The organism is Variovorax paradoxus (genome assembly GCF_902712855.1).
In the GTDB taxonomy this organism is placed as follows: domain Bacteria; phylum Pseudomonadota; class Gammaproteobacteria; order Burkholderiales; family Burkholderiaceae_C; genus Variovorax; species Variovorax paradoxus_Q.
On sequence record NZ_LR743507.1, the window covers coordinates 730,001 to 755,520 of the forward strand.

A 25,520-nucleotide genomic window follows, 5' to 3' on the forward strand; every position below is an offset into this window, starting at 1 on the left:
AGCTCTTGATTGAAGTCCCAGTAAACGGCGGCCGTAACTATAACGGTCCTAAGGTAGCGAAATTCCTTGTCGGGTAAGTTCCGACCTGCACGAATGGCGTAACGATGGCCACACTGTCTCCTCCTGAGACTCAGCGAAGTTGAAATGTTTGTGATGATGCAATCTCCCCGCGGAAAGACGGAAAGACCCCATGAACCTTTACTGTAGCTTTGTATTGGACTTTGAACAGATCTGTGTAGGATAGGTGGGAGGCTTTGAAGCAGGGTCGCTAGATCTTGTGGAGCCAACGTTGAAATACCACCCTGGTGTGTTTGAGGTTCTAACCTAGGTCCATTATCTGGATCGGGGACAGTGCATGGTAGGCAGTTTGACTGGGGCGGTCTCCTCCCAAAGCGTAACGGAGGAGTTCGAAGGTACGCTAGTTACGGTCGGACATCGTGACGATAGTGCAATGGCATAAGCGTGCTTAACTGCGAGACTGACAAGTCGAGCAGATGCGAAAGCAGGACATAGTGATCCGGTGGTTCTGTATGGAAGGGCCATCGCTCAACGGATAAAAGGTACTCTGGGGATAACAGGCTGATACCGCCCAAGAGTTCATATCGACGGCGGTGTTTGGCACCTCGATGTCGGCTCATCTCATCCTGGGGCTGTAGCCGGTCCCAAGGGTATGGCTGTTCGCCATTTAAAGAGGTACGTGAGCTGGGTTTAAAACGTCGTGAGACAGTTTGGTCCCTATCTTCCGTGGGCGCTGCAGATTTGAGGAAGCCTGCTCCTAGTACGAGAGGACCGGAGTGGACACACCTCTGGTGTATCGGTTGTCACGCCAGTGGCATTGCCGAGTAGCTAAGTGTGGAAGAGATAACCGCTGAAAGCATCTAAGCGGGAAACTCGTTTCAAGATGAGATCTGCCGGGGCCTTGAGCCCCCTGAAGAGTCGTTCAAGACCAGGACGTTGATAGGTCAGGTGTGGAAGCGCAGTAATGCGTTAAGCTAACTGATACTAATTGCTCGTGCGGCTTGACCCTATAACTTTGATCAGTCTGATCAAGGTGTTATGCCAAGTTGACGCATTCAAAATAATTCGCCAAAAGCTGATTCCAAACTCTATGAATTCGTTTGACTGATCACGTGATCAGCCAGACAACCCTTTATGCCTGATGACCATAGCGAGTTGGTACCACTCCTTCCCATCCCGAACAGGACAGTGAAACGACTCAGCGCCGATGATAGTGCGGGTTCCCGTGTGAAAGTAGGTCATCGTCAGGCTCTTACAGCCCAAAAAACCCCAGTCAGCAATGACTGGGGTTTTTTGCTTTTGCGTCAGAAATCGCACAGCCAAGCAGCCCGGCCCGAAATCAACCAGAGATTGGGAGCGCGTAGCGCTTCAGCTCGCGCTCAAAATAGAAATGAGCTCGATCATGAAACCGGGGAGTGCAAAAGCACAGATTTAAAAAGCCAACAAAAAAGCCCGATGGACATCCATCGGGCTCTTTCGTTCAGCGCGACAGCGCTGATTAATCAGGCTGCCAACCGCTGCTCGATTGCAGCCTTTGTTTCCGGCAACTCTTTCGGCAGATGGTGCTCCAGCTGCTTGAACAGTTCGGAATGCAGCTTCAACTCAGCTTCCCATGCAGCTTTGTCGATGCTGGTCACGGTGGCGAACTGCTCCGCGCTGAAATTCAGGCCAGTCCAATTCAGGTCTTCGTAGCGCGGGCTTACACCAGTGATGTGCTCCACACCTTCGGTCTTGTTGCCTTCGACGCGATCGATCATCCACTTCAGGACGCGCATGTTCTCGCCGTAACCTGGCCAAACGAACTTGCCGTCCGCGCCCTTGCGGAACCAGTTCGTCGTGTAAATCTTCGGCAACTTGGCGCCCGAGGCCTCGAGCTTCTTGCCCAGATCGAGCCAATGCTGGAAGTAATCGCTCATGTTGTAGCCCATGAACGGCAGCATTGCGAACGGATCGCGGCGAACGATGCCTTGTTGGCCCGCTGCGGCAGCGGTGGTCTCGGAACCCATGGTCGCCGCCATGTAGACGCCTTCGATCCAGTTGCGGGCCTCGGTCACGAGGGGCACGGTCGTCGAACGGCGGCCGCCGAAAATGAACGCGTCGATGGTCACGCCCTTCGGGTCGTCCCATGCTTCATCGAGTGCCGGGTTGTTGGTGGCAGCCACGGTGAAGCGAGCGTTCGGATGTGCGGCCTTGGCACCCGTCTCCTTCGCGATCTGCGGCGTCCAGTCCTTGCCCTGCCAGTCAATCAGGTGCGCCGGCAGCGCCTTGCCGGGTGCGTCCTGTTCTATGCCTTCCCACCACACATCGCCGTCGTCCGTCAGCGCGACGTTGGTGAAGATCACGCCGTCGTCAAGGCTGCGCATGCAGTTCGGATTGGTGAGCATATTGGTGCCGGGAGCGACGCCAAAATAACCTGCCTCGGGATTGATTGCGCGCAGCGAGCCATCGGCCTGCGGCTTGATCCAGGCAATGTCGTCACCGATGGTCGTGACCTTCCAACCCTCGAAGCCTGCCGGCGGCACGAGCATCGAGAAGTTGGTCTTGCCGCAAGCGCTGGGGAAGGCTGCGGCCACGTGGTACTTTTTGCCTTCGGGATTGGTCACGCCAAGAATGAGCATGTGCTCGGCCAGCCATCCTTCGTCGCGGCCCATGTTCGAGGCGATACGCAGCGCAAAGCACTTCTTGCCAAGCAGCGCATTGCCGCCATAGCCCGAGCCGTAGCTCCAGATCTCGCGCGTCTCGGGGTAGTGAACGATGTACTTGGTCTTGTTGCAGGGCCAGGACACATCCTTCTGTCCCGCTTCGAGCGGCGCGCCCACGGTGTGAACGCACGGCACGAATTCGCCGTCGGTTCCCAGCACGTCGTATACGGCCTTGCCCATGCGGGTCATGATGCGCATGTTGACGGCCACATAGGGCGAATCCGACAGCTCGATGCCGATGTGCGCAATGGGCGAGCCCAATGGCCCCATGCTGAAGGGGACGACGTACATCGTGCGGCCCTTCATGCAGCCATCGAACAGCGGCTGCAGGGTTGCGCGCATTTCGGCTGGCGCCATCCAGTTGTTGGTCGGGCCTGCGTTTTCCTTCTTCTCGGAGCAGATGTAGGTGCGGTCTTCGACACGCGCGACGTCACTCGGATCCGACACCGCGAGGAACGAGTTGGGCCGCTTGGCCTGGTTGAGCTTCCTGAAGGTGCCCGCGTCCACCAGTTGCTGGCAGAGACGGTCGTACTCTTCCTTGCTTCCGTCGCACCAGTGAATGGCCTCCGGCTTGCACAGGGCGGCCATGTCGGCCACCCAGGCGATCAGTTTCGCGTTCTTGACGTATGAGGGCGCCTGGATATTGAGGCCCTTCATCGTGGGTGCGTTCATCGAGAAATCTCCTAAGTTGAAAAATCGTCTTTCCGAACGGGACGCCATGCCAACTCAGGCACGGAGGTCCGTTTGAGAAAACGTTTCGCTTCGGGAGATTGAGTCAACGCGGGCCGCACTGCCCGCGGACAAAGCCGCCAACGACTGTCAGCGAGCGTCAGGCCATATAGACCGCGATCGATGCCAGCAGCAGCATCAGCACGCCACCGGCCAGCGGAAGCACCAGTGGCATCAGGTGCACGACCGACTCGACGGCGTCTTTTTCGACAGCAGCGCCGTGGCTCGGCTCGACGGGAGTAGGGTTGGACATCGGGTTGTACCTCGATCACACAAATTGACGGATTGCGGCCATTTTACCGGCGGGTAGCCTTCGGCCGGTCTAGGGGGTTGCGAGCCCCTCAGGCAGGCTACCCGGGATTGGATTCGCCGCTCAATGCTGCTCCTCGGCTTCGAAGCCGGCGTCGCGCAATGCAACCAGCACGCTGGCCAGATGCGCCCGGCCCCGGGTCTGCAGCACGAGCTCGATGTCGACGTTCTGCGCGGCGAGCATGGTGAAGGCTCGCTGGTGGTGGACTTCGTCGACGTTAGCGCCCGCTTCCGCCACAGTTGCCGTGATGTGGGCCAACGAGCCCGGCACATCGCGCGCGCTCACCCGCACGCGAGCCAGGCGGCCGGCTCGCACCATGCCGCGTTCGATGATGGCCGCGAGCAGCAGCGGATCGATGTTGCCGCCCGACAGCACCAGGCCCACGCGCTTGCCCTTGAACCGCTCCGGATGCCGGATCAGCGCCGCCAGCCCCGCAGCGCCCGCACCTTCCACCAGCGTCTTCTCGATTTCCAGCAGCATCAGCACGCCTTGCTCGATGTCGCCCTCGTCCACGAGCAAAAGGTCGTCGACCTTGCTCGCGATGATCTCCTGGGTGAGCACGCCAGGCGTGCCCACGGCGATCCCTTCGGCGATCGTGCTCTTGCCCTGCGCATGTTGCGTACCCTTCACGGCATTCACCATCGCCGGAAAGCGCGTGGTCTGCACCCCGACGATCTCCAGGCCGGGTCTGCGCTCTCGCGCGGCCACTGCCATGCCGGCGATCAGCCCGCCGCCGCCAACTGCCACGACCAGGGTGTCGAGGTCGGGGACCGCGTCGAGCATCTCGAGCGCCACCGTGCCCTGGCCCGCGATGATGGCCTCGTCGTCGTAGGGATGCACGAAGGTCAGTCCCTCACGTTCGGCCAGTTCCAGCGCGTGCGCGCGGGCCGCGTCGAGGGTGTCGCCGTGCAGCACGACTTCGGCGCCGAAGCCGCGCGTGCGTTCGATCTTCACGCCGGGCGTGAAGCGCGGCATCACGATCAATGCGCGCAAGCCCAGCCGCTGGGCGTGATAGGCCACACCCTGCGCATGGTTGCCGGCAGACATGGCGATCACTCCGCGTGTACCGTTCTCCGACAGGTCGACCAGCTTGTTGCACGCCCCTCGTTCCTTGAAGGAGGATGTGAACTGCAGGTTCTCGAATTTCAGGAAAACCTGTGCGCCGACGATCTCCGACAGAGTGCGCGACTCCACGCAGGGCGTATTGAGCACCTGGCCTTGCAGGCGCGCCGCGGCGCGCTCGATTTCTTGGATTCCGACCATGGCGCGCATTGTGGCTGGAATCGCACCATCAGGGTTTTTACCGTTTGCGAGTCTTCCCGAACCCAAAAGTCTGCGTTATGGTCTCTCAGATATTTTCCTCGTTGGAGGTTGGCTGATGGTCAAGCGTGCGGGTGTCGATGTCGTGGCTGCTGCGGTACGCGGGCAGGCATTGACGTCGCCTGGACTCAAGGAGGCACCGGTGCTGGAGCTGATGTGCTCCCACTTCGTGCTGACGCTTGCCGCCAAGCAGGGGCCACGCTTCAACGTGCGGCGCGACATCAACGGACTGCTGTCGCTCACTGGCCGTCACCTGGTGTGGCCTGCGGCAGTGCTGCATCGGCTGCGCGAGTTCCTCGGACGTCGCTGCGCCGGCAACGAAGCGTGGAAGGGCGTCGAGAACTTCGACGGTCGCACGCTGCTGGAGCGCCACGGCGTGTGGCGCGGCCCGTACGAGGAAGGCACGCTCTTCTTCTATCTCGACGAATACGCGAAGGACCAGCCGAAGGACCTGCTCTCTGTGCTGGCCGTCACGCGCGACTGGCTCACGCATGCGCTGCGCAAGCAGTCGACGTTGGTCGAGAAGAACATCGATGCGCTCGCGGGCCTGCTGCAGCTCAACAAGGCCGAGCGTGCGCTGCTGCTGTACGGCACGCTCGCTCGTTACCAGCGCGACCTGCGTTCGCTGCTCGTCGAGTTCAAGGTCAACAACGCGCCCGAGGCCTATGCGGCCATCGCCGACATCGCGGGCGTGAATGCGAGCGAAGTGGGCGAAGCCCTGCGCGCCGGTTCGCGGCTCGAGCGCATCGGCCTCGTCGAGAACCTCATCTCCGAGCACAACATCACCGACCTTGCCGACCTCATGAAGGTCAGCGAAAAGCTGCCGCCGGTGCTCATGCGCGAGTACCGCGACCACAACGAACTGATGGCCGTGTTCACGCGGCCCTCCGCCAAGAGTTCGCTCACGCCGCACGACTTCTCCTTCGTGCAGGAAGACGCGCAGATGCTCGTCACGCTGCTGCGCGCCGCGGTGGCGCGCAAGGAGCCCGGCGTCAACGTGCTGCTCTACGGGCCGCCCGGCACGGGCAAGACCGAACTTGCGAAGGTGGTCGCGCAGGCCGCAGGGCTCGAGCTCTTCGAAGTCGAATACGCCGACCGCGATGGCAATTCGCTGAGCGGTCGCGACCGCTACCGCTCGCTGCAGATCGCGCAGGTGTTCCTCAAGGGCAGCGCCCAGGCCGCGCTGCTGTTCGACGAGGTCGAGGACGTGTTCCCGCCCATCAGCACCGAGGCCGCGCAGTTCATGGCGCGCGCCGAGCAGATCCCCGCGCCCACCAGCGGCAGCGTGAGCGGCAAGGCCTGGGTCAACCAGATCCTCGAGGCCAACCCCGTGCCCACGCTGTGGGTCACCAACCGCATCGAACAGATCGACCCGGCCTTCCGCCGCCGCTTCGCCTACCACCTCGAGCTCAAGTCGCCGCCGCCCGGCGCGCGCGAGCAGCTGGTGAAGAAGACGCTTGAAGGTGTCGTCGTTTCCGAGGCCTTCACCGCCAAGCTGGCCGAGCGCAAGGGCCTCACGCCTGCGCAGATCCGCACGGCGGTGCGCTTCGCGGGCCTGGCCAGAACCGACGACGCCTCGGTCGAAGCGCTCATCGAGCGCCAGCTGCGCAATGCCGACATGGCGCTCGGCACGCTCGACCGCGGCCGCGGCGAGCGGCGCAGCGTCACCACCTACGACCTCGACATGCTCAACGTCGAGACCCGCTTCGAGATTCCGCGCGTCGTCGAGGCGCTGAAGGCTCGCGGCCACGGCACCCTGTGCTTCTACGGCGCGCCGGGCACCGGCAAGACCGCGCTGGCCGAGCACATCGCCAAGGCCATCGGCCGGCCGCTCATCATCAAGCAGGCCAGCGATCTCATGAGCAAGTACGTCGGCGAGACCGAGCAGAACATGGCCGGCATGTTCCGCGAGGCCGAGGGCGAGAAGGCCGTGCTGCTGCTCGACGAGGCCGACAGCTTCCTGCAGGACCGCCGCGGCGCGCAACGCACCTACGAAGTCACCGAGGTCAATGAGATGCTGCAAGGCATGGAGCGCTTCAACGGCGTGTTCGTCTGCACCACCAACCTGCTCGACCGGCTCGACCAGGCGGCGCTGAGACGCTTCACCTTCAAGATCAAGTTCATGCCGCTCACGCCGGCGCAGCGCGAGCGCATGTTCGTCACCGAGGCGCTTTCGGGCGACGTTGCGCTCATGACCGTCGCCCTGCGCACGCGGCTCGCGCAGCTGACGCAGCTGTGCCCGGGAGATTTCGCTGCCGTGAAACGGCAGACCGATATCCTGGCGACCGAATTCACGGCGGCCGAGTTTCTGGACCAGCTCGAGGCCGAGCACCGCATCAAGCCCGAGGTACGCGAATCGCGCGGCATGGGCTTCCTGCCGTCGTAGAGCACACAAACAAGAAGACAGCGCGCAGAGCGCACGAACAGACAGCGGGTGTGATTCCCGGGAGCGCATCGCGAACCGCCTGTCAGCCGGCTCCGCGAAGCGGAACACCGTCCGCCACTGCGGGCACGAGGAGGAGCAAATGGACTTTCGCAGGGTCGACGTGCGGCGGTTGCCGCGTTCGTGTGCCAAGGTTGCCGGCGCGGCGCTCGCGCTGACGTTGCTGCTGTCAGGGTGCGGCGGTGGTGGGGGCGGAGGCGGCGGTGGCGGCCTGCCGGTCGGACTCCTCCGGTCACCACGCCACCTCCTGCCGCCGGCAACGGCACCGACGTCCCGGCCGGCAACGGCATCGTCGCCTCGTCGACGGTGGCGTCTCTTTGCGCCGCCCCGCGCGGGGGCGTCAACCCCGCGACCAACACGGCCTACCCGGATCGCGCCGGCTCGCTCGACAACGAGAAGAGCTGGGTTCGCAGTTGGATCGACGAAACCTATCTCTGGTACGGCGAGGTGCCCACCACGCTCAAGGCCAGCGACTACGCAACGCCAATCGCCTGGTTCAACGTGCTCAAGACGCCGGTCACCACGCCCTCGGGTCGCGCCAAGGACCGATTCCACTTCACCTACGACACCGAGGTGTACCGCCAGCTGTCGCAAGGCGGCGTGTCGGCCGGCTACGGCATGGAGACCGCGTCCATACGCAGCTCGCCTCCGCGCGACATTCGCATCGCCTACGTCGAGCCGAACTCGCCCGCAGCCAGCGCAGGCCTGGCGCGCGGCGCGAAGATCCTCACGATCGACGGCGTCGATGTCGTGAGCGCCGCCGGCAGCGCCAACGTCAACGCGATCAACAACGCGCTGTCGCCCAAGGCCGTCGGCGAGTCGCACAGCTTCACCTTCGACGTCGGCGGCACCGTGCAGCTTGAGGCGGCGAACGTCACGAGTACGCCGGTGCAGAACGTGCGGATCCTCACCGCCGGCAGTGCGCGTGTGGGCTACCTGCTGTTCAACGAGCACATCACCACCTCCGAGGCGCTGCTGGTCAATGCCGTGAACACCTTCAAGCAGGGCGCCGGCATCGACGACCTCGTGCTCGACATGCGCTACAACGGTGGGGGCCAGCTGCTCATCGCGAGCCGGCTGGCCTACATGATCTCCTCGCCGGCGGTGACGGGCGGCAAGGTGTTCGAGCAGCTTGTCTTCAACGACAAGAACCCGTTCCGACAGACGGTGGCGCAGACCCTCACGCCGTTCACCGCGACCAGCCGTTCGGGCCAGCCGCTGCCTACCCTGGGGCTCTCGCGCGTCACCGTGCTCACCGGCCCCGACACCTGCTCTGCAAGCGAATCGGTCATCAACAGCCTGCGCGGCGTGGGCGTCACGGTCAACCTGGTCGGCGGCACCACCTGCGGCAAGCCCTACGGCTTCATTCCGCAGGACAACTGCGGCACCACTTACTTCGCGATCCAGTTCAAGGGCGCGAACCAGCAGGGCTACGGCGACTACAGCGACGGCTTTGCGCCGACCTGCACCGTGGCCGACGACTTCGGCCACCCGCTCGGCGACGCCGGGGAGGCCCGTCTGGCGGCGGCACTCACGCTGCGCAGCACGGGCGCCTGTCCGGCCGGATCGACCAAGGCCACGGCCGCCCGCCTGGGCCTGGACAAGCTGCAGGACAGCACCCCCGAGACCGAATCGCCCTACCTCACCAACCGCTCGCCGCTGCGCGAGAACCGGCTGCTCGAGCCTGTGTCGGACCCCGGCTGAGTCCTTTTTCCCGACGCGAAAACCCCTAGGCTGCAGCGCTTGCAGCCGTTGCCGATCGCGCCGTAGAGTGGGTTAAACGTTTGCGCAAACCTTTGCGCAATGTTTAGATCCACACCGACCCTGATTGAAGGCCGGTGAGAACCCACCTCTATCTTCAGGAGAAGCAGATGCGCAAATGGCTCGGAGCGGTGTTCATCGTCGTCGCCACGGTGTTGACGGGCTGTGGCGGCGGCGGAGGAGGTGGCGGCAGCGGTGTCGGCTTCGGCGCGGGCTTCGGCGCATCGCCCGGCACCGGCGCCACGGCGCAGAAGATCATCATCGACAGCGACTACAACACCATGAGCGACGACGGCCAGCTCGGTGTCATGGCGGCGCAGCTGCAGGCGCAGGGCAAGGTCCAGGTCATGGGCATCAGCGTGGTCTCGGGCAACCAGTGGCTCAGGCAGGGCGTGGCCGACGCGCTCATGTCGGTAGAGCGGCTCGGCGTGGGCAACCGCATCGGCGTGTACGTGGGAGCAAATTACGCGCTGAACCACACCTTCGCCGATGTCGAGGCAGAGATGGCCGCCGGCGCAGGCGGCGACGGGTACCTCGGCGCCTGGGGCGGCCCCGAGCCCATGACCGACGCCGACCTCAAGCCCTCGCCCGACGGGTTCGCCCAGCACACCGCGGTGCAGCGCAAAGGCGCGGTCGACTTCATCGTCGATACCGTGAAGGCCAATCCGGGCGAGATCACCATCCTTGCGATCGGGCCGCTCACCAACATCGCGCTCGCGGTGAAGCAGAACCCCGAGATCGTCCCGCTCATCAAGAAGATCATCTACATGGGCGGCGCCATCGACGTGCCGGGCAACACCACCAAGGCGGCCGAGTTCAACTGGTGGTTCGACCCCGACGCCGCACAGTTCGTGGTGCGCCTGCCCATCCCCCAGGTGGTGGTGCCGCTCGACGTGACCGACACCGTCTTCCTCACCAAGCCCATCTACGACCGCATCGCGCACCCCGCCAGGCCGACGGCCGTGACCGACGTGTTCCAGAAGCTCAACGGCTACGGCTTCGACGGCAAGAACGGCTTCGAGACCAACCCCGGCTACACGCAGAACATCTGGGACACGCTGACCCTGGCCTACCTGATCGACCCCAGCTACGCCACGCAGACGGTGGACCGCTACGTCGACGTGGTCGCCAGGCCAGGTGCCGCCGACAATGGCCGTTCCATCGGCTACGCGCTGCAGCCGGAGGGGCCGACGCTGCAGAAGATGACGGTGGTGAAGAAGTTCGACAACGCGCGCTTCTTCGAGCTGTACGTCGACCTGCTCACACGGCCCGTGCCCGTCGTGCTGCCCCTGGCGAACTGAGCGCGCCGGGCGCGGCAGGCGGGCGGGGCGTTAAAAAGCCTCGCAGACGCGCAGCACCTCGGCACCGTAGGCTTCGAGCTTCTTGGTTCCGATGCCGCTGATGCCCTGCAGGTCTTCGAGCGTGGCCGGCGCGCGCTCGGCGATGGCCGCCAGCGTGGCGTCGTGGAAGATCACATAGGCCGGCAGGTTGTGCTCCTTCGCAACCTCGGCGCGCCAGGCCTTGAGCGCCTCGAAGCGTTTCTTGCCGGTGTCGTCGAGCTTGGCTGCAGCCGGCGACGGAGCGCCCTTGACGGTCTTCTCGCGGCGCGTCTTGCGCTCCGCGGGCGACGACACCGACTCGCGCAGCGTCACCGTGGTCTCGCCCTTGAGCACCGCGCGCGAGCCCTCGGTGAGCTTCAGCGTGTTGAACGCCTCCGCATCGACGGCCAGCGCGCCGGTCGCGATCAGCTGGCGCAGCACGCCGCGCAGCGCCACCTCGCTGAACTCCGCGCCGATGCCGAAGGTGCTCACTCGCTCGTGGCCGAACTGCTTGACCTTCTCGGTCGGTTTGCCGCGCAGGATGTCCATGATGTGCCCCGCGCCGAAGCTGATGCCGCTCAGCTGCTGCACGCGGTAGATGGTGCTCAGCAGCTTGCGTGCGGCATCGGTGCCGTCCCACACCTGAGGCGGGTTCAGGCAGTTGTCGCAGTTGCCGCAGGGCGTGCTGCGCTCGCCGAAGTAGCCCAGCAGGCGCACGCGGCGGCAGTCGCTGGCCTCGGCCAGCGAGAGCAGGGCGTCGAGCTTGCCGCGCATGACCTGCTTGAACTCCTCGCCGGCAGGACTCTCGTCGATCATGCGGCGCTGGTTGACCACGTCCTGCAGGCCGTAGGCCATCCAGGCGTCGGCGGGGCCGCCGTCGCGGCCCGCTCGGCCGGTCTCCTGGTAGTAGCCCTCGATGTTCTTGGGCATGTCGAGATGGCCGACGAAACGGACGTCGGGCTTGTCGATGCCCATGCCGAACGCGATGGTCGCGACCATCACGATGCCTTCCTCGCGCAGGAAGCGATCCTGGTGCTTCTGCCGCACCGCGGCGTCCAGGCCCGCGTGATAGGGCAGCGCGTTGATGCCCGCGTCGCGCAGTGCCACCGCAACGTCTTCCACGCGCTTTCGCGACTGGCAATAGACCACGCCCGCATCGCCCTCGTGCTCGCGCTCGATGAAGCGCAGCAGCTGAGTGGTGGCGTCCTTCTTCTCGACGATGGTGTAGCGGATGTTGGGCCGGTCGAAGCTCGAGACGAACTGGCGTGCCTCCTCGAGCTGGAGCCGCTCGACGATGTCCGCGCGCGTGAGCGCGTCGGCCGTGGCCGTGAGCGCGATGCGCGGCACGCCGGCATAGCGCTCGTGCAGCACGGTGAGCGCCCGGTATTCGGGACGGAAGTCGTGGCCCCACTGGCTCACGCAATGCGCCTCGTCGATGGCGAACAGCGAGAGCTTGCCGCGCTCGTTCAGCGAATCGAGCTGCGACAGGAAGCGCGGCGTGTTCACCCGCTCGGGCGCCGCGTACAGCAGCGTGATCTCGCCGCGCAGCATGCGGCGCTCGACGTCCTGCGTCTGCTCCCAGTCGAGCGTCGAGTTGAGAAAGGCCGCGCTCACGCCGGCTTCGTGCAGCGCGCCCACCTGGTCGTGCATCAGCGCGATCAGCGGCGACACCACGATCGCCACGCCATGCCCCGAGCGCTGGCGTGCGATGGCGGGGATCTGATAGCACAACGACTTGCCGCCGCCCGTGGGCATCAGCACCAGCGCGTCGCCGCCGCCCACCACGTGATCGACGATGTCCTGCTGCGCCCCCCGGAACTGCGCGTAGCCGAAAACCTCGTGGAGGATGTCCGTGGGGACGCTGCTGCCGGACATGTCGATGGGGTGGGGTGCGAGAGAGGACACAGGCAGCAGGTGGGGATGCGGGCGGGAGGCAGAAGGGAGCCGTCGATTGTCCCCCAGCCGCGCGAAGCGCACTGTGGCATGAGGTTTGCAATGGTCAACTCCGTCCTGCGGCCTCTCTTGTCTAGACAGCAAACCGGTGCATTTCCATAGGAAGTGCACCAAAAAGAACCTTTCGGGTTATCCTGTATATACAAGTCGGGGCGCTTGGCAACAATGCGAGGCGCGTGCAGCCCGGCCCCGGGGGCATCGCCGAGCCATCTCTCAAGAAACGGAACCAGGAGTACCCATGGTCAAGACGACGGTAGTTGTGAAAGTCGCTTCGCTGCTGGCAGCGGGTGCATGTGCAGCGGGCATGGCCCAGACGGCCGCCGCCCAGGAGACGAAGATCGCGCTCGGCATGTCCGGCTGGACCGGCTTCGCGCCGCTCTCGTTGGCCGACAAGGCCGGCATCTTCAAGAAGAACGGGCTCGACGTCGAACTCAAGATGATTCCGCAGAAGGACCGCCACCTCGCGCTGGCCTCCGGCGCCATTCAATGCGCGGCCACCACCGTCGAAACCCACGTGGCCTGGAACGCCAATGGCGTGCCCATCGTGCAGATCTTCCAGATGGACAAGTCCTATGGCGCCGACGGCCTCGCGGTGCGCGGCGACGTGAGCAAGTTCTCCGACCTCAAGGGCAAGACCATCGGCGTCGACGCGCCCGGCACCGCGCCCTACTTCGGCCTGGCCTGGATGCTCAGCAAGAACGGCATGACGCTGAAAGACGTGAAGACCACCACGCTGTCGCCGCAGGCCTCGGCCCAGGCCTTCGTGGCCGGGCAGAACGACGCCGCCATGACCTACGAGCCGTATCTGTCGACCGTGCGCGCCAACCCCTCCGCCGGCAAGATCCTGGCCACCACGCTCGACTACCCGATGGTGATGGACACCGTCGGCTGCGCGCCCACCTGGCTCAAGGCCAACGCCAAGGCCGCCGCGGCGCTCACCAAGTCGTACTTCGATGCGCTCGAGATGATCAAGGCCGAGCCCGAGAAGTCGAACGAACTCATGGGCTCCGCCGTGAAGCAGAGCGGCGAGCAGTTCGCCAAGTCGTCGGCCTTCCTGCGCTGGCAGGACAAGGCGGCCAACCAGAAGTTCTTCGCCGGCGAGCTCACCAGCTTCATGAAGGAGGCCACGCCCATCCTTCTGGAAGCCGGCGTGATCCGCAAGGCGCCGGACGATCTCGCGGCCACCTTCGATGCCAGCTTCGTCAAGTGACGCCATGAGCCAGATGACGCAGACAACCGGCGTGGCGGCCGCGGCCAAGGCGGTTGCGCCCGCGCATGCCGCGGCGCCCGCCAGGCCCGCGCGGCCCCGCTCGCTGGCGCCGCTGGAGCCCATCGGCACGCGTGCGCGCGTGCTGCTGGGGCTCGCCTTCTTCGTCGTCTTCGTGCTCGTGTGGGCCATCGCCACGCTCGGCGGCTTCGTCCCGCCGACCTTCCTGGCGAGTCCGCCGACCATGGTCAGGGAAGGCTGGCTGCTCTTCACCGAGTACGGCTTCATCGGCGACATCGGCATGACCGTGTGGCGCGTGTTCGGCGGCTTCCTGCTGGCGGCCGTGTTCGCGGTGCCGCTGGGCATCGCCATGGGCACGTGGAAAGCGGTGGAGGCCTTCTTCGAGCCCTTCGTCTCGTTCTGCCGCTACCTGCCGGCCTCGGCCTTCATTCCGCTGCTCATCCTGTGGGCGGGCCTGGGCGAGATGCAGAAGCTGCTGGTGATCTTCATCGGCTCGTTCTTCCAGATCGTGCTGATGGTGGCCGTCACCGTGGGCGGCGCGCGGCGCGACCTCGTGGAGGCCGCCTACACGCTGGGCGCCAACAGCCGCGGCATCGTGGCGCGCGTGCTCATTCCGGGCGCGGCGCCCGGCATCGCCGAAACACTGCGCCTCGTGCTCGGCTGGGCTTGGACCTACGTGATCGTGGCGGAGCTCATCGGCTCGTCCTCGGGCATCGGCCACATGATCACCGACAGTCAGGCGCTCCTGAACACCGGGCAGATCATCTTCGGCATCATCGTGATCGGCATCATCGGCCTGCTGTCCGACTTCGCCTTCAAGGCCCTGAACCGCCGCCTCTTCGCATGGAGCGCCCTGTGAGCCAGAACCAGCTTTCCATCCAGGGCGTCTCTCGCGTCTTCACCGGCACCAAAGGCCAGCGCACGCAGGCCCTGCAGCCGATCGACTTCGAGGTGAAGGAGAACGACTTCGTCACCATCCTCGGTCCCTCGGGCTGCGGCAAGTCGACGCTGCTGCGCATCGTGGCGGGGCTCGACTTCCCGACCACCGGCCAGGTGCTGCTCGACGGCGAACGCATCGAGGGCCCGGGCGCCGACCGCGGCGTGGTGTTCCAGAGCTACACGCTGTTCCCGTGGCTCACGGTGGCGCAGAACATTCGCTTCGGCCTGCGCGAGCGCGGCATGAGCGAAGCCGACCAGAAGGCGCGCAGCGAGTTCTTCATCGCCAAGGTGGGCCTGCGCGGCTTCGAGAACCACTTCCCGAAGCAGCTTTCGGGCGGCATGCAGCAGCGCACGGCCATTGCGCGCGCGCTCGCCAACGACCCCAAGATGCTGCTGCTCGACGAGCCCTTCGGCGCGCTCGACAACCAGACCCGCGTGCTCATGCAGGAGCTGCTGCTCGGCATCTGGGAGTCGGCGCGCAAGACGGTGCTGTTCGTCACGCACGACATCGACGAGGCGATCTTCATGGCCAACCGCGTGGCGGTGTTCAGCGCGCGGCCGGGGCGCATCAAGACCGAGATCGCGGTCGACTTTCCGCATCCGCGCAGCTACACCATCAAGACCTCGCCGGAGTTCATGGACATCAAGGCGCGCCTCACCGAAGAGATCCGCGCCGAGTCGATGGCCGCGGCGGAGCATTGAAGAAAGCACGATGAAACGCGACCTGCCGACCCTCGCGCTCTACGCGCAAGTCAAGGACCACATCTCCCGCAAGATCCAGGACGGCACGTGGCCGCCCGGCCATCGCCTGCCTTCGGAGCACGAGCTGGTGGCGCAGTTCGGCATGGCGCGCATGACGGTGAACCGCGCGCTGCGCGAACTGGTGGAGCAGGGCCGCATCGTGCGCGTGGCCGGCGTCGGCAGCTTCGTGGCCGAGAACAAGCCGCAGTCCACGCTGCTGCAGATCGCCAACATCGCCAGTGAAATCCGCCAGCGCGGCCACGACTATCGCTGCGACATGATCGAGGTCGAGCGCATCGCCGCGTCGCCCGACGTGGCCGCATGGCTCGACCTGCGCGCCGGCGCCTCGGTGTTCCACAGCGTGTGCCTGCACCTGGAGAACGGCACGCCGGTGCAGCTCGAGGAGCGCTACGTCAATCCGCAGGTGGTGCCCGACTACCTCGAGCAGGACTTCGCCGCCGTGCCGCCCAGCGAGTACCTGGTGCGCAACGTGCCCTTCGACCAGATCGAGCACGTGGTCGACGCGGTGCTGCCCAACCAGGAGCAGGCCGAGCGCCTCGCCATGGCGCCCACGGACCCCTGCCTCCTGCTCACGCGCCGCACCTGGACTCGCAACATCCCCGTGACGTGGGTGCGCTGCCTGCATCCCGCTTCGCGATACAGCCTGGGAAGCCGCTTCAAGGCCGACGGCAACCCCAGCTTCGGATAGCAATGAGCACGCCCCCAGTCTTCGCGCACTTCGTGTCGCTTCGCCAACCCCCTCGCCGGGGGCAACACCTGCGGCCCGGCGAAGCCGGTTCCGCGGTGGTCCTTGGCACACCCCCAGGCTTCGCGCACTTCGTGTCGCTTCTCCTTCCCCCTTGCAGGGGGCAGCACCTGCGGCCCGGCAAAGCCGGTTCCGCGGTGTTTCGCGAAGGGACATAGGTCTTTTTTGTCGTCGATGTCGACGCAGACTTCACTTGCAACTACTTGTATAGACAGGTTCACATGACAAGCAAACACACTGCCCACCCCGATGCCACCTTGACCCTCGTGCCCGGCCAGGTCGACCTCGCGGCGCTGCGTCGCATCCAGGCCGGCGGTGTGCGCCTGTCGCTCGATGCGTCGGTGCGCGACGGCATGCAGCAAGCCGAGGCCGCGGTGCGCCGCATCGTCGAGAACGACCAGGTCGTCTACGGCATCAACACCGGTTTCGGCAAGCTCGCGAGCACGCGCATCGGCAACGACCACCTGGCCGAGCTGCAGCGCAACCTGGTGCTGTCGCACAGCGTGGGCACGGGCGAGCCGCTGGCCGCGCCGGTCGTGCGGCTCGTGCTGGCGACCAAGGCCGTGAGCCTGGCGCGCGGCCATTCGGGCGTGCGGCCTGCACTGGTCGACGCGCTGCTGGCGCTCTTCAACGCGGGCGTGGTGCCGAGCATCCCGTGCAAGGGCTCGGTGGGCGCATCGGGCGACCTCGCGCCGCTCGCGCACATGGCTTGCGTGCTGATCGGCGAAGGCCAGGCGACGCTGGCGGACGGCCGCGTGGTGAGCGGCGCCGAGGCCATGCGCAGCATCGGCCTCGAACCTTTCGTGCTGGGCCCCAAGGAAGGCCTGGCGCTGCTCAACGGCACGCAGGTGTCGACCGCGCTCGCGCTCGTGGGCCTGTTCGGCGCGGAAGACGTGTTCGCTTCGTCGCTGATGTCGGGCGCGCTGTCGCTCGAGGCCATCCAGGGGTCGATCAAGCCCTTCGACGCCCGCATCCACGCGGCGCGCGGCCAGGCAGGCCAGATCGCTGTGGCTGGCGCGGTGCGCACGCTGCTCGAAGGCAGCGAGATCGTGCCGTCGCACGCCGACTGCGGCCGCGTGCAGGACCCGTACTCGGTGCGCTGCATCCCGCAGGTGATGGGCGCGTGCCTCGACAACCTCGCGCATGCCGCGCGGGTGCTGGTCATCGAAGCCAACGCCGCATCGGACAACCCGCTGGTGTTCGTCGACACGGGCGAGGTGATCTCGGGCGGCAACTTCCACGCCGAGCCCGTGGCGTTCGCGGCCGACATCGTCGCGCTGGCCATCAGCGAGATCGGCGCCATTGCCGAGCGCCGCATCGCACTGCTGCTCGACACCGGCCTGTCGGGCCTGCCGCCCTTCCTCGTGCGCGACGGCGGCCTCAACTCCGGCTTCATGATCGCGCAGGTCACGGCCGCCGCGCTCGCCTCGGAGAACAAGTCGCTCGCGCACCCCGCCAGCGTCGACAGCCTGCCGACCTCGGCCAACCAGGAAGACCACGTGTCGATGGCCACCTTCGCGGGCCGCCGCCTGGCCGACATGGTCAACAACACGGCAGTCGTCGTCGGCATCGAGGCCATGGCCGCCGCGCAAGGCATCGAACTCAAGCGCAAGCTCAAGAGCTCGCCGCTGGTCGAAGCCGAATTCGCCAGCATCCGCCAGAAGGTCGCCTTCCTCGAGACCGACCGTTACCTCGCCCCCGACATCGAAGCCATGCGCCTGTGGGCGCTGAAGGCCGAACTGCCGGCCGCGCTGCTCGACATCCTGCCCAGTCACTCGTAAAACACACCCCGATTAGGAGAACCACGCCATGAACGCTCCCGACAAGTTCGCCCTGAACACCGCCACCGACCCGCGCCACGACCCCACGCGCGTGATCCGCGCCCCGCGCGGCAGCGAGCTCCACTGCAAGAGCTGGCTCACCGAGGCGCCTTTCCGCATGCTGCAGAACAACCTCGACGCCGAGGTGGCCGAGCGCCCGCAGGACCTCGTGGTGTACGGCGGCATCGGCCGCGCCGCGCGCAACTGGGCCTGCTACGACCAGATCCTGGCCTCGCTGAAGGAACTGAACGACGACGAGACCCTGCTCATTCAATCGGGCAAGCCCGTGGGCGTGTTCAAGACCCACGAGAACGCGCCGCGCGTGCTGCTGGCCAACTCCAACCTGGTGCCCAGGTGGGCCAACTGGGAGCACTTCAACGAGCTCGATCGCCAGGGCCTCTTCATGTACGGCCAGATGACGGCCGGCAGCTGGATCTACATCGGCAGCCAGGGCATCGTGCAGGGCACCTTCGAGACCTTCGTCGAAGCCGGCCGCCAGCATTACGGCAACAGCCTCGCGGGCAAGTGGATCCTCACGGCCGGCCTGGGCGGCATGGGCGGCGCGCAGCCGCTGGCCGCCACGCTCGCGGGCGCGGTGTCGCTCAACATCGAGTGCCAGCAGTCGAGCATCGACTTCCGCCTGCGCACGCGCTACGTCGACAAGCAGGCGCGCGACATCGACCATGCGCTCGAGCTCATCAAGCAGCACTGCGATGCGAAGGAAGCCGTGTCGATCGCGCTGCTCGGCAACGCGGCCGACATCCTTCCGGAACTGGTCAAGCGCGCGAAGGCCGGCGGGCTCAGGCCCGACCTCGTGACCGACCAGACCTCCGCGCACGACCTCATCAACGGCTACCTGCCTTCGGGCTGGAGCGTGGCGCAATGGCAAGCCGCGATGAAGGACGAGACGCAGCACGCCGCGCTGAAGGCCGCGGCCTCGAAGTCGTGCGCCGTGCACGTGCAGGCCATGCTCGACTTCCAGGCCATGGGCATCCCCACGGTCGACTACGGCAACAACATCCGCCAGGTCGCGTTCGACGAGGGCGTGAAGAACGCCTTCGACTTCCCCGGTTTCGTGCCCGCCTACATCCGCCCGCTGTTCTGCGAGGGCAAGGGCCCGTTCCGCTGGGTGGCGCTGTCGGGCGACCCGGAAGACATCTACAAGACCGACGCCAAGATCAAGGAGCTGTTCCCCGAGAACAAGCACACCCATCGCTGGCTCGACATGGCACGCGAGCGCATCGCCTTCCAGGGCCTGCCCGCGCGCATCTGCTGGCTGGGCCTGGGCGAGCGCCACATCGCGGGCCTGGCCTTCAACGAGATGGTGAAGAACGGCGAGCTGAAGGCGCCCATCGTCATCGGCCGCGACCACCTGGACACCGGCTCGGTGGCCAGCCCCAACCGCGAGACCGAGGCGATGAAGGACGGCACCGATGCGGTGAGCGACTGGCCGCTGCTCAACGCGCTGCTCAACACCGCGGGCGGCGCCACCTGGGTCAGCCTGCACCACGGCGGCGGCGTGGGCATGGGCTACTCGCAGCACTCGGGCGTGGTGATCGTCTGCGACGGCACCGACGCCGCGGCCAAGCGCATCGAGCGCGTGCTCTGGAACGACCCCGCTACCGGCGTCATGCGTCATGCCGACGCGGGCTACGACATCGCGGTGGCCACGGCCAAGGCGAAGGGGCTGAAGCTGCCGATGGTGTCGTGATCGCCGCGCGGCCTGCGGTCCGCTGAAGACGAACGCAGAAGCGAAGGCGAAAAAGAAAAAGCGCGGCCATTCCCACTCGCTGGGAATAAAGGCTTGGAAGTGGGAACGGCGAGCAAGATACTGCACGCCGGTTCCACTTTCGACTGCCCCGAGATTGCCCCGATGACGCTGCCGACCGACGCTCCCGCCCACAACGACCGCGCGCTCTTCGTGCTGTCGGTGCTGGCCCAGAGCAAGGCGGCCATGACGGCGGCCGAACTGGTGCACGCCACCGGCCTGTCGCAGAGCACGCTGTACCGGCAGGTCGCCACCCTGAGGCGCTGGGGCTTCGTGATGGAGACGGACGGGCGCTATTCGCCCGGCCCGGTGAGCGTGCAGCTCGCCAGCGGCTTCGACGGCAACTCCGACCTCGTGATGGCCGCGCGCGCCGACATGCGCGCGCTGGCCCAGCAGAGCCATGAAAGCGTGGCGCTGGTCACGGTGGTCAACGACCGCGTCGTGTGCCTGGAAATGATCGACAGCGAGCAGTCGCTGCGCTGCTCGTTCGACCGCGGCCGCAGCGTGCCTGCGCGCGACGGCGCCAGCGCCAAGTGCCTCCTGGCCCATCTGCCGCCCGACCAGCGCGATGCCCTGCTCGAGGGCCTGGGCGAAAGCCCCGAGCGCCGCGCGGCGCGCATCGCCGAGCTCGACGCCATCCGCGAAGCCGGCCATGCCGTGACCCACGGCGAGGTCGATGCCGGCGTGTGGGGCGCGAGCGCGCCGGTGCTCGCCACGGGGCGCCGACTGCGCGGCGCGATCACGCTCATGGCGCCGCTCACGCGCGTCGAAGGCATGGAAGCTGCATTGCTCCACATGACCGTCGTCACGGCGGCCCGCATCTCCCGCGCCCTGCAGTAGCCGCGGCGCCGCTTTTTCCTTTCATTCATTCCCACGAAAGCTTCACCATGAACACCCGCCGCACCCTCGTCGCCGCCGCTCTTTCCAGCGTGGCATTCCTCGGCCTTGCCGGCTCCGCCATGGCACAGGGCGAACCGCTGCGCGTCGCCACCGACGCCACCTTCCCGCCGATGGAATTCGTCGAGAACGGCAAGCGCACCGGCTTCGACGTGGAACTGGTCGAGGCCATCGGCAAGACGCTGGGCCGCAAGATCGAGTGGATCGACATCGACTTCAAGGGCCTCGTGCCGGGCCTGGTGTCGAAGCGCTTCGACATGGCCGTCTCGGGCATCTACATCACCGACGAGCGCAAGAAGGTCGTCGACTTCACCGTGCCCTACTACGCGGGCGGCCTCGTGGTGATGGTGAAGGACGGCAACACGGCGATCAAGACGCCGGCCGACATCAACGGCAAGAAGGTCAGCGTGCAGGTGGGCACCAAGTCGGTGAGCTACACCAAGGAGAAATTCCCGCAGGTGCAACTGATGGAAGTCGAGAAGAACCAGGAGATGTTCAACCTCGTCGACATCGGCCGCGCCGATGCCGCCGTGACCGGCAAGCCCGCCGCTTACCAGTACGTGCGTACGCGCGGCGGCCTGAAGGTGCTGCCCGAGCAGATCACCACCGAGGAATACGGCATGGCGATTCGCAAGGACACGCCCGAGCTGACCAAGGCGGTGAACGGCGCGATCGAGAAGCTCAAGGCCGACGGCACCTACGCCCAGATCGAGAAGAAGTGGTTCAGCAGCACCGCCAAGTAAGCGCGCGATGGACTTCGATTTCTCGCCGGTCTGGCAAGGCTGGCCAGACCTGCTGCGCGGTGCGCTCGTCACGGTGGAGATCACCGCGTGCGCGCTTGCGCTGGGCTGCGTGCTGGGACTGCTCATCGGCATCGGCCGGCTGAACCCGAAGCGGCGCTGGCTCTACGGTGTGTGCACAGCGTATGTGGCGGCCATTCGCGGCACGCCGCTGCTGGTGCAGCTGTTCATCCTGTTCTTCGGGTTGCCGCACTTCGGCATCCTGCTGCCTGCATTCCTGTGCGGCGTGCTGGGGCTCGGCGTGTACTCGGGCGCCTACGTGTCGGAGATCGTGCGCGGTGCGATCCAGTCGATCGACAAGGGCCAGACGATGGCTGCGCAGTCGCTGGGCATGACGCCCGGCGTCGCGATGCGCCAGATCGTGCTGCCGCAGGCGGTGGTGCGCATGATCCCGCCGCTGGGCAACGAGTTCATCGCGCTCATCAAGAACTCGGCGCTGGTGTCGCTGCTGACGATTCACGACGTGATGCACGAGGGGCAGAAGATCATCAGCGTGTCGTACCGGTCGCTGGAGGTCTACCTGGCGATCGCGGTGGTCTACTTCGTGCTGACCGGCACCATGACGCTGATCCTGCGGCACTTCGAGCAGAAGCTGCGGCAAGGCGGGTTGATGCGATGAGTGCGCTTTCGGCGTTTGCATTTCTCCTTCCCCCGCCGGGGGAGGGCAGGGGTGGCGGCCCGATGGCCTCGACCCCGGCGCGGCGCTCGTTGGGCGCTGCCCCCATCCCAACCTTCCCCCAAAGTGGGAAGGAGCGAGAGGAGCGCACATGAGCGGCGTGCAACGCTTCTCCCGCGCCACGCTCCCGGTCACGCCCTGGAAGAACGGCGGCGGCACCACGCAGGAAATCGTCAGCTGGCCGCGGGACGTGGGGCTCGACAGCTTCGGTTGGCGCGTGAGCATCGCGACCATCGCGGCATCCGGTCCGTTCTCGGTGTTCGCGGGCATCGACCGCGTCATCACGCTCCTCGAAGGCGACGGCGTGCGCCTCTTCACGCACGACGCGCGCATCGACCATCCGCTCGATGTGCCGCTGCAGCCCTTCGCCTTCAGCGGTGACGAGGCCATCGACTGCACGCTGGCCGGCGGCACGTCGACCGACTTCAATGTGATGACGCGACGCGGCCAGTGGCGTGCGGATGTGCGCGTGCTCGGCAGTGCAACCGCCATCGAAGCCGCGCCGCACGGCGTGCTGCTGGCGCTGCGCGGCGCCTGGCAGGTGAACGGCCAGCAGCTGCTGGCCGGCGAAGGCCTGCACTGGGCCGACGCATCGCATGCCTGGCAGGCACTGCCCGAAGGCCCGGACGCGCGATTGATGGCCGTGCGCATCCTGCCGGCCTGACGCTCGCAACGGCCGCAACCGCGAGAACGACAACGACAACGACAAAGAGAGACGATGAAACCCGTATCCACCCATCCGTCGGCCGACGGCCTCTGGACCGGCCTGCGCCGTGCGTCGGCGCCGGAAGAGGACGCCGCCATTGCCGTGACCCAGGGCACGATCCGCTGGGTCGGCGCGCGCAGCGCACTGCCTGCCGAATTCGCGGGCCTTGCGCCGCACGCTGGCGGCGGCGCGCTGGTCACGCCGGGCCTGGTCGACTGCCACACCCACCTCGTCTATGGCGGCCAGCGTGCGAACGAGTTCGCGATGCGGCTCGCCGGCGCCACGTACGAAGAGGTGGCGAAGGCCGGCGGCGGCATCGTGTCTTCGGTGCGTGCCACGCGCGAGGCCGATGAAGACACGCTGTTTGCGCAGGCGTCGGCCCGGCTCGAACAACTGCTGGCCGACGGCGTGTGCGCCATCGAGATCAAGTCGGGCTACGGCCTGTCGCTGGCGCACGAGCGCAAGCAGCTTCGCGTGGCGCGCCGCCTCGGCGAAGCCTACGGCGTCACGGTGCGCACCACGTTTCTCGGCGCGCATGCGCTGCCCCCCGAATACGCCGGCCGTAGTGCCGAGTACATCGATCGGGTCTGCAACGAAATGCTGCCTGCGCTGGCGGCCGAAGGGCTGGTCGACGCGGTCGACGTGTTCTGCGAACGCATCGCCTTCTCGCTCGCCGAGACCGAGCAGGTCTTCAAGGCCGCGAAGGCGCTGGGCCTGCCGGTGAAGCTGCATGCCGAGCAGCTCTCGGACATGGGCGGCGCGGCGCTGGCCGCGCGCCATGGCGCGCTGTCGTGCGACCACATCGAGCACCTGTCGGCCGAGGGCATCGAGGCGATGCGCCGCGCGGGCACCGTGGCCGTGCTGCTGCCCGGCGCGTACTACACGCTGCGCGACACGCACCTGCCGCCCATCGATGCGCTGCGCGCCGCGGGCGTGCCGATGGCGGTGTCCACCGACCACAACCCCGGCACCTCGCCGGCGCTGAGTCTCCTGCTGATGATCAACATGGCCTGCACCCTGTTTCGCCTTACCGTGCCGGAGGCGCTCGACGGCGTCACCGTTCATGCGGCGCGCGCACTGGGCCTTCAGGACACGCACGGCGCCATCGCGCCCGGCATGCCCGCCAACTTCGTGCTGTGGAACCTGCGCGAGCCGGCCGAGTTCGCCTATTGGTTCGGCCAGCAACCCTTGCGCACCGTGGTGCGCCAGGGCCGCATCGCCATCGGAGCCTCTCAATGACGAACACGCTTTTCGCCGCCGACGCGCTGCTGCCCGAAGGTTGGGCCCGCAACGTGCTGCTGGCATGGAACGACGCCGGCCGGTTCACGCAGGTTCAGGCCGGCGTGCAGCGGCCCGTCGATGCGGCGGTCGCGAGCGGCCCCGTGATCCCCGGCATGCCCAACCTGCATTCGCACGCTTTCCAGCGCGCCTTTGCCGGTCTCACCGAGCACCGCGCCGAGCAGCACGACAGCTTCTGGAGCTGGCGCACGCTCATGTACCGCTTCGCCGCGCGCCTCGGGCCGCAGCACATGGAGGCCATCGCCACCTGGCTCTACGCCGAGATGCTCGAGGCGGGCTACACCAGCGTGTGCGAGTTCCAGTACGTGCACCATGACGTGGATGGCCGCCCCTATGCCGACGACGCCACGCTGAGCCTGGCATTGCTGCGCGCCGCGCAGAAGACCGGCATCGGCTTCACGCTGCTGCCCGTGCTCTACCAGACCGGCGGCTTCGGCGACCAGCCGCCGAGCGAGGGGCAGCGCCGCTTCATCCGCTCGACCGGGTCGATGCTGCGCCTGCTGGAGGTGCTCAAGCCGGCATGCGATGCGCAGGGTGCACGCCTGGGCCTTGCGCCGCACTCGCTGCGCGCCGTGCCGCCCGAGGGACTGCGCGATGCCCTGGCGGGGCTCGACGCCATCGACCGCACCGCGCCCATTCACATCCACATCGCCGAGCAGACCAGGGAAGTGGACGACTGCGTGGCCTGGAGCGGCCTGCGGCCGGTCGAGTGGCTGCTCGACCACGCGCCGGTGGATGCGCGCTGGTGCCTCGTGCACGCCACGCACATGAATGACGCCGAGTACGAGTACGCGGCCCGGAGCGGCGCCGTGGCCGGCCTGTGCCCGACGACCGAAGCCAACCTGGGCGACGGCATCTTCGACTTCGCGAGGTGGCGCGGCCACGGCGGCGCCTGGGGCGTGGGCTCGGACAGCCATGCCTGCGTCAACGCGGCCGAAGAACTGCTGATGCTCGAATACAGCCAGCGGCTGGGCAAGCGACAGCGCAACGTGGGCGCGACGGCCGCGCAGCCGCACGTGGCCACCGCGTTCACGCTCGAGGCGGTGCGCGGCGGCGCGCAGGCCTCGGGCCGCGCCGTGGCCGGGCTGGCCGCAGGCCAGCAGGCCGACTTCGTCGTGCTCGACGCATCGCACCTCGCGCTGCAGGGGCTGCCGGCGCCCGATATGCTCTCGGCCCACGTCTTCGCGAGCCACCGCACCTCCGCCATCGACGGCGTATGGGTGGCAGGCCGCCCGCGCGTCGCGGCCGGCCGCCATGCGCTGCACGGCGAAGCCGCCGCCGCCTTCGTGGCGGCGCGCACCCAACTACTCAAGGACTGACCCCAC

19 protein-coding genes and 2 rRNA genes (1 of these 21 cut by a window edge) are annotated in these 25,520 nt (G+C 66.5%); 17 read left to right on the top strand and 4 right to left on the bottom strand.

The window, feature by feature from the left end; translation table 11 throughout:
- Nucleotides 1–1,027: ribosomal RNA gene (locus AACL56_RS03490) — 23S ribosomal RNA — on the top strand (it extends 1,844 nt beyond the left edge of the window).
- Nucleotides 1,028–1,155: 128 nt separating this feature from the next.
- Nucleotides 1,156–1,268, top strand: a 5S ribosomal RNA gene (gene rrf / locus AACL56_RS03495).
- 252 nt (nt 1,269–1,520) lie between these two features.
- On the opposite strand, the gene AACL56_RS03500 is transcribed toward rrf, so the two are convergent.
- The 3 genes from AACL56_RS03500 to AACL56_RS03510 form a co-directional block, all read right to left on the bottom strand.
- Nucleotides 1,521–3,392, bottom strand: coding sequence for a phosphoenolpyruvate carboxykinase (GTP) (locus tag AACL56_RS03500; protein ID WP_339088445.1), 1,872 nt, complete (start codon nt 3,390–3,392; stop codon nt 1,521–1,523).
- 157 nt (nt 3,393–3,549) lie between these two features.
- Nucleotides 3,550–3,702 (bottom strand): hypothetical protein, encoded by a 153-nt coding sequence (locus tag AACL56_RS03505; RefSeq protein ID WP_177206507.1) that lies wholly within the window; start codon nt 3,700–3,702, stop codon nt 3,550–3,552.
- Nucleotides 3,703–3,822: 120 nt separating this feature from the next.
- On the bottom strand, nt 3,823–5,022 hold the full coding sequence (locus AACL56_RS03510) for a threonine ammonia-lyase (RefSeq protein WP_339088446.1): 1,200 nt from the start codon (nt 5,020–5,022) through the stop codon (nt 3,823–3,825).
- Between the two features lie 115 nt (nt 5,023–5,137).
- Between AACL56_RS03510 and AACL56_RS03515 the strand changes: the two genes are divergently transcribed.
- The 3 genes from AACL56_RS03515 to AACL56_RS03525 all read left to right on the top strand — a co-directional run bounded on the left by AACL56_RS03515 (nt 5,138) and on the right by AACL56_RS03525 (nt 10,584).
- A complete protein-coding gene (locus AACL56_RS03515) occupies nt 5,138–7,465 on the top strand; it encodes an ATP-binding protein (RefSeq protein WP_339088447.1) in 2,328 nt (775 codons plus the stop codon).
- Between the two features lie 363 nt (nt 7,466–7,828).
- Entirely contained in the window at nt 7,829–9,226 is a 1,398-nt protein-coding gene (locus AACL56_RS03520) for a S41 family peptidase (protein WP_339088448.1), read from the top strand.
- A 167-nt stretch (nt 9,227–9,393) separates the two neighbouring features.
- Nucleotides 9,394–10,584, top strand: a complete 1,191-nt coding sequence (locus AACL56_RS03525; protein ID WP_339088449.1) for a nucleoside hydrolase — start codon at nt 9,394–9,396, stop codon at nt 10,582–10,584.
- Nucleotides 10,585–10,614: 30 nt separating this feature from the next.
- Here AACL56_RS03525 and recQ read toward each other — a convergent pair whose 3' ends face one another.
- Entirely contained in the window at nt 10,615–12,477 is a 1,863-nt protein-coding gene (gene recQ / locus AACL56_RS03530; RefSeq protein ID WP_339088450.1) for a DNA helicase RecQ, read from the bottom strand.
- Between the two features lie 316 nt (nt 12,478–12,793).
- On the opposite strand from recQ, the gene AACL56_RS03535 reads away from it, so the two are divergent.
- The 12 genes from AACL56_RS03535 (at nt 12,794) to AACL56_RS03590 (ending at nt 25,514) form a co-directional block, all read left to right on the top strand.
- Complete coding sequence (locus AACL56_RS03535) at nt 12,794–13,765, top strand: ABC transporter substrate-binding protein (protein WP_339088451.1); 972 nt, start codon at nt 12,794–12,796, stop codon at nt 13,763–13,765.
- A 4-nt stretch (nt 13,766–13,769) separates the two neighbouring features.
- Entirely contained in the window at nt 13,770–14,642 is an 873-nt protein-coding gene (locus AACL56_RS03540) for an ABC transporter permease (protein ID WP_339088452.1), read from the top strand.
- Nucleotides 14,627–15,424 carry an ABC transporter ATP-binding protein gene (locus AACL56_RS03545; RefSeq protein WP_339088453.1) on the top strand — a complete coding sequence of 266 codons (798 nt, stop codon included), beginning with the start codon at nt 14,627–14,629 and terminating at the stop codon, nt 15,422–15,424. Before AACL56_RS03540 ends, AACL56_RS03545 begins: the two co-directional genes overlap by 16 nt.
- A gap of 10 nt (nt 15,425–15,434) precedes the next feature.
- Nucleotides 15,435–16,172, top strand: a complete 738-nt coding sequence (gene hutC / locus AACL56_RS03550; RefSeq protein ID WP_339088454.1) for a histidine utilization repressor — start codon at nt 15,435–15,437, stop codon at nt 16,170–16,172.
- Nucleotides 16,173–16,450: 278 nt separating this feature from the next.
- Nucleotides 16,451–18,010, top strand: a complete 1,560-nt coding sequence (gene hutH, locus AACL56_RS03555) for a histidine ammonia-lyase (RefSeq protein ID WP_339088455.1) — start codon at nt 16,451–16,453, stop codon at nt 18,008–18,010.
- A 28-nt stretch (nt 18,011–18,038) separates the two neighbouring features.
- Nucleotides 18,039–19,760 carry a urocanate hydratase gene (gene hutU / locus AACL56_RS03560; protein ID WP_339088456.1) on the top strand — a complete coding sequence of 574 codons (1,722 nt, stop codon included), beginning with the start codon at nt 18,039–18,041 and terminating at the stop codon, nt 19,758–19,760.
- A 162-nt stretch (nt 19,761–19,922) separates the two neighbouring features.
- On the top strand, nt 19,923–20,657 hold the full coding sequence (locus AACL56_RS03565; protein WP_339088457.1) for an IclR family transcriptional regulator: 735 nt from the start codon (nt 19,923–19,925) through the stop codon (nt 20,655–20,657).
- Nucleotides 20,658–20,704: 47 nt separating this feature from the next.
- Nucleotides 20,705–21,457, top strand: a complete 753-nt coding sequence (locus AACL56_RS03570) for a transporter substrate-binding domain-containing protein (protein ID WP_339088458.1) — start codon at nt 20,705–20,707, stop codon at nt 21,455–21,457.
- A 7-nt stretch (nt 21,458–21,464) separates the two neighbouring features.
- Nucleotides 21,465–22,133, top strand: coding sequence for an amino acid ABC transporter permease (locus tag AACL56_RS03575; RefSeq protein WP_339088459.1), 669 nt, complete (start codon nt 21,465–21,467; stop codon nt 22,131–22,133).
- Nucleotides 22,134–22,281: 148 nt separating this feature from the next.
- Nucleotides 22,282–22,854 (top strand): HutD/Ves family protein, encoded by a 573-nt coding sequence (locus AACL56_RS03580; protein WP_339088460.1) that lies wholly within the window; start codon nt 22,282–22,284, stop codon nt 22,852–22,854.
- A gap of 54 nt (nt 22,855–22,908) precedes the next feature.
- Nucleotides 22,909–24,135, top strand: coding sequence for an imidazolonepropionase (gene hutI / locus AACL56_RS03585; protein ID WP_339088461.1), 1,227 nt, complete (start codon nt 22,909–22,911; stop codon nt 24,133–24,135).
- Nucleotides 24,132–25,514: a formimidoylglutamate deiminase gene (locus AACL56_RS03590; RefSeq protein WP_339088462.1), complete on the top strand. Its 1,383-nt coding sequence runs from the start codon at nt 24,132–24,134 to the stop codon at nt 25,512–25,514. Before hutI ends, AACL56_RS03590 begins: the two co-directional genes overlap by 4 nt.
- Nucleotides 25,515–25,520: the final 6 nt, after the last annotated feature.

What these genes read in the sequence shown, in the direction of transcription:
- AACL56_RS03500 (WP_339088445.1), bottom strand. Translation starts at nt 3,392, where the DNA reads ATGAACGCACCCACGATGAAGGGCCTCAATATCCAGGCGCCCTCATAC.
- AACL56_RS03505 (WP_177206507.1), bottom strand. Translation starts at nt 3,702, where the DNA reads ATGTCCAACCCTACTCCCGTCGAGCCGAGCCACGGCGCTGCTGTCGAA.
- AACL56_RS03510 (WP_339088446.1), bottom strand. Translation starts at nt 5,022, where the DNA reads ATGGTCGGAATCCAAGAAATCGAGCGCGCCGCGGCGCGCCTGCAAGGC.
- AACL56_RS03515 (WP_339088447.1), top strand. Translation starts at nt 5,138, where the DNA reads ATGGTCAAGCGTGCGGGTGTCGATGTCGTGGCTGCTGCGGTACGCGGG.
- AACL56_RS03525 (WP_339088449.1), top strand. Translation starts at nt 9,394, where the DNA reads ATGCGCAAATGGCTCGGAGCGGTGTTCATCGTCGTCGCCACGGTGTTG.
- recQ (WP_339088450.1), bottom strand. Translation starts at nt 12,477, where the DNA reads ATGTCCGGCAGCAGCGTCCCCACGGACATCCTCCACGAGGTTTTCGGC.
- AACL56_RS03535 (WP_339088451.1), top strand. Translation starts at nt 12,794, where the DNA reads ATGGTCAAGACGACGGTAGTTGTGAAAGTCGCTTCGCTGCTGGCAGCG.
- AACL56_RS03540 (WP_339088452.1), top strand. Translation starts at nt 13,770, where the DNA reads ATGAGCCAGATGACGCAGACAACCGGCGTGGCGGCCGCGGCCAAGGCG.
- AACL56_RS03545 (WP_339088453.1), top strand. Translation starts at nt 14,627, where the DNA reads ATGGAGCGCCCTGTGAGCCAGAACCAGCTTTCCATCCAGGGCGTCTCT.
- hutC (WP_339088454.1), top strand. Translation starts at nt 15,435, where the DNA reads ATGAAACGCGACCTGCCGACCCTCGCGCTCTACGCGCAAGTCAAGGAC.
- hutH (WP_339088455.1), top strand. Translation starts at nt 16,451, where the DNA reads ATGACAAGCAAACACACTGCCCACCCCGATGCCACCTTGACCCTCGTG.
- hutU (WP_339088456.1), top strand. Translation starts at nt 18,039, where the DNA reads ATGAACGCTCCCGACAAGTTCGCCCTGAACACCGCCACCGACCCGCGC.
- AACL56_RS03565 (WP_339088457.1), top strand. Translation starts at nt 19,923, where the DNA reads ATGACGCTGCCGACCGACGCTCCCGCCCACAACGACCGCGCGCTCTTC.
- AACL56_RS03570 (WP_339088458.1), top strand. Translation starts at nt 20,705, where the DNA reads ATGAACACCCGCCGCACCCTCGTCGCCGCCGCTCTTTCCAGCGTGGCA.
- AACL56_RS03575 (WP_339088459.1), top strand. Translation starts at nt 21,465, where the DNA reads ATGGACTTCGATTTCTCGCCGGTCTGGCAAGGCTGGCCAGACCTGCTG.
- AACL56_RS03580 (WP_339088460.1), top strand. Translation starts at nt 22,282, where the DNA reads ATGAGCGGCGTGCAACGCTTCTCCCGCGCCACGCTCCCGGTCACGCCC.
- hutI (WP_339088461.1), top strand. Translation starts at nt 22,909, where the DNA reads ATGAAACCCGTATCCACCCATCCGTCGGCCGACGGCCTCTGGACCGGC.
- AACL56_RS03590 (WP_339088462.1), top strand. Translation starts at nt 24,132, where the DNA reads ATGACGAACACGCTTTTCGCCGCCGACGCGCTGCTGCCCGAAGGTTGG.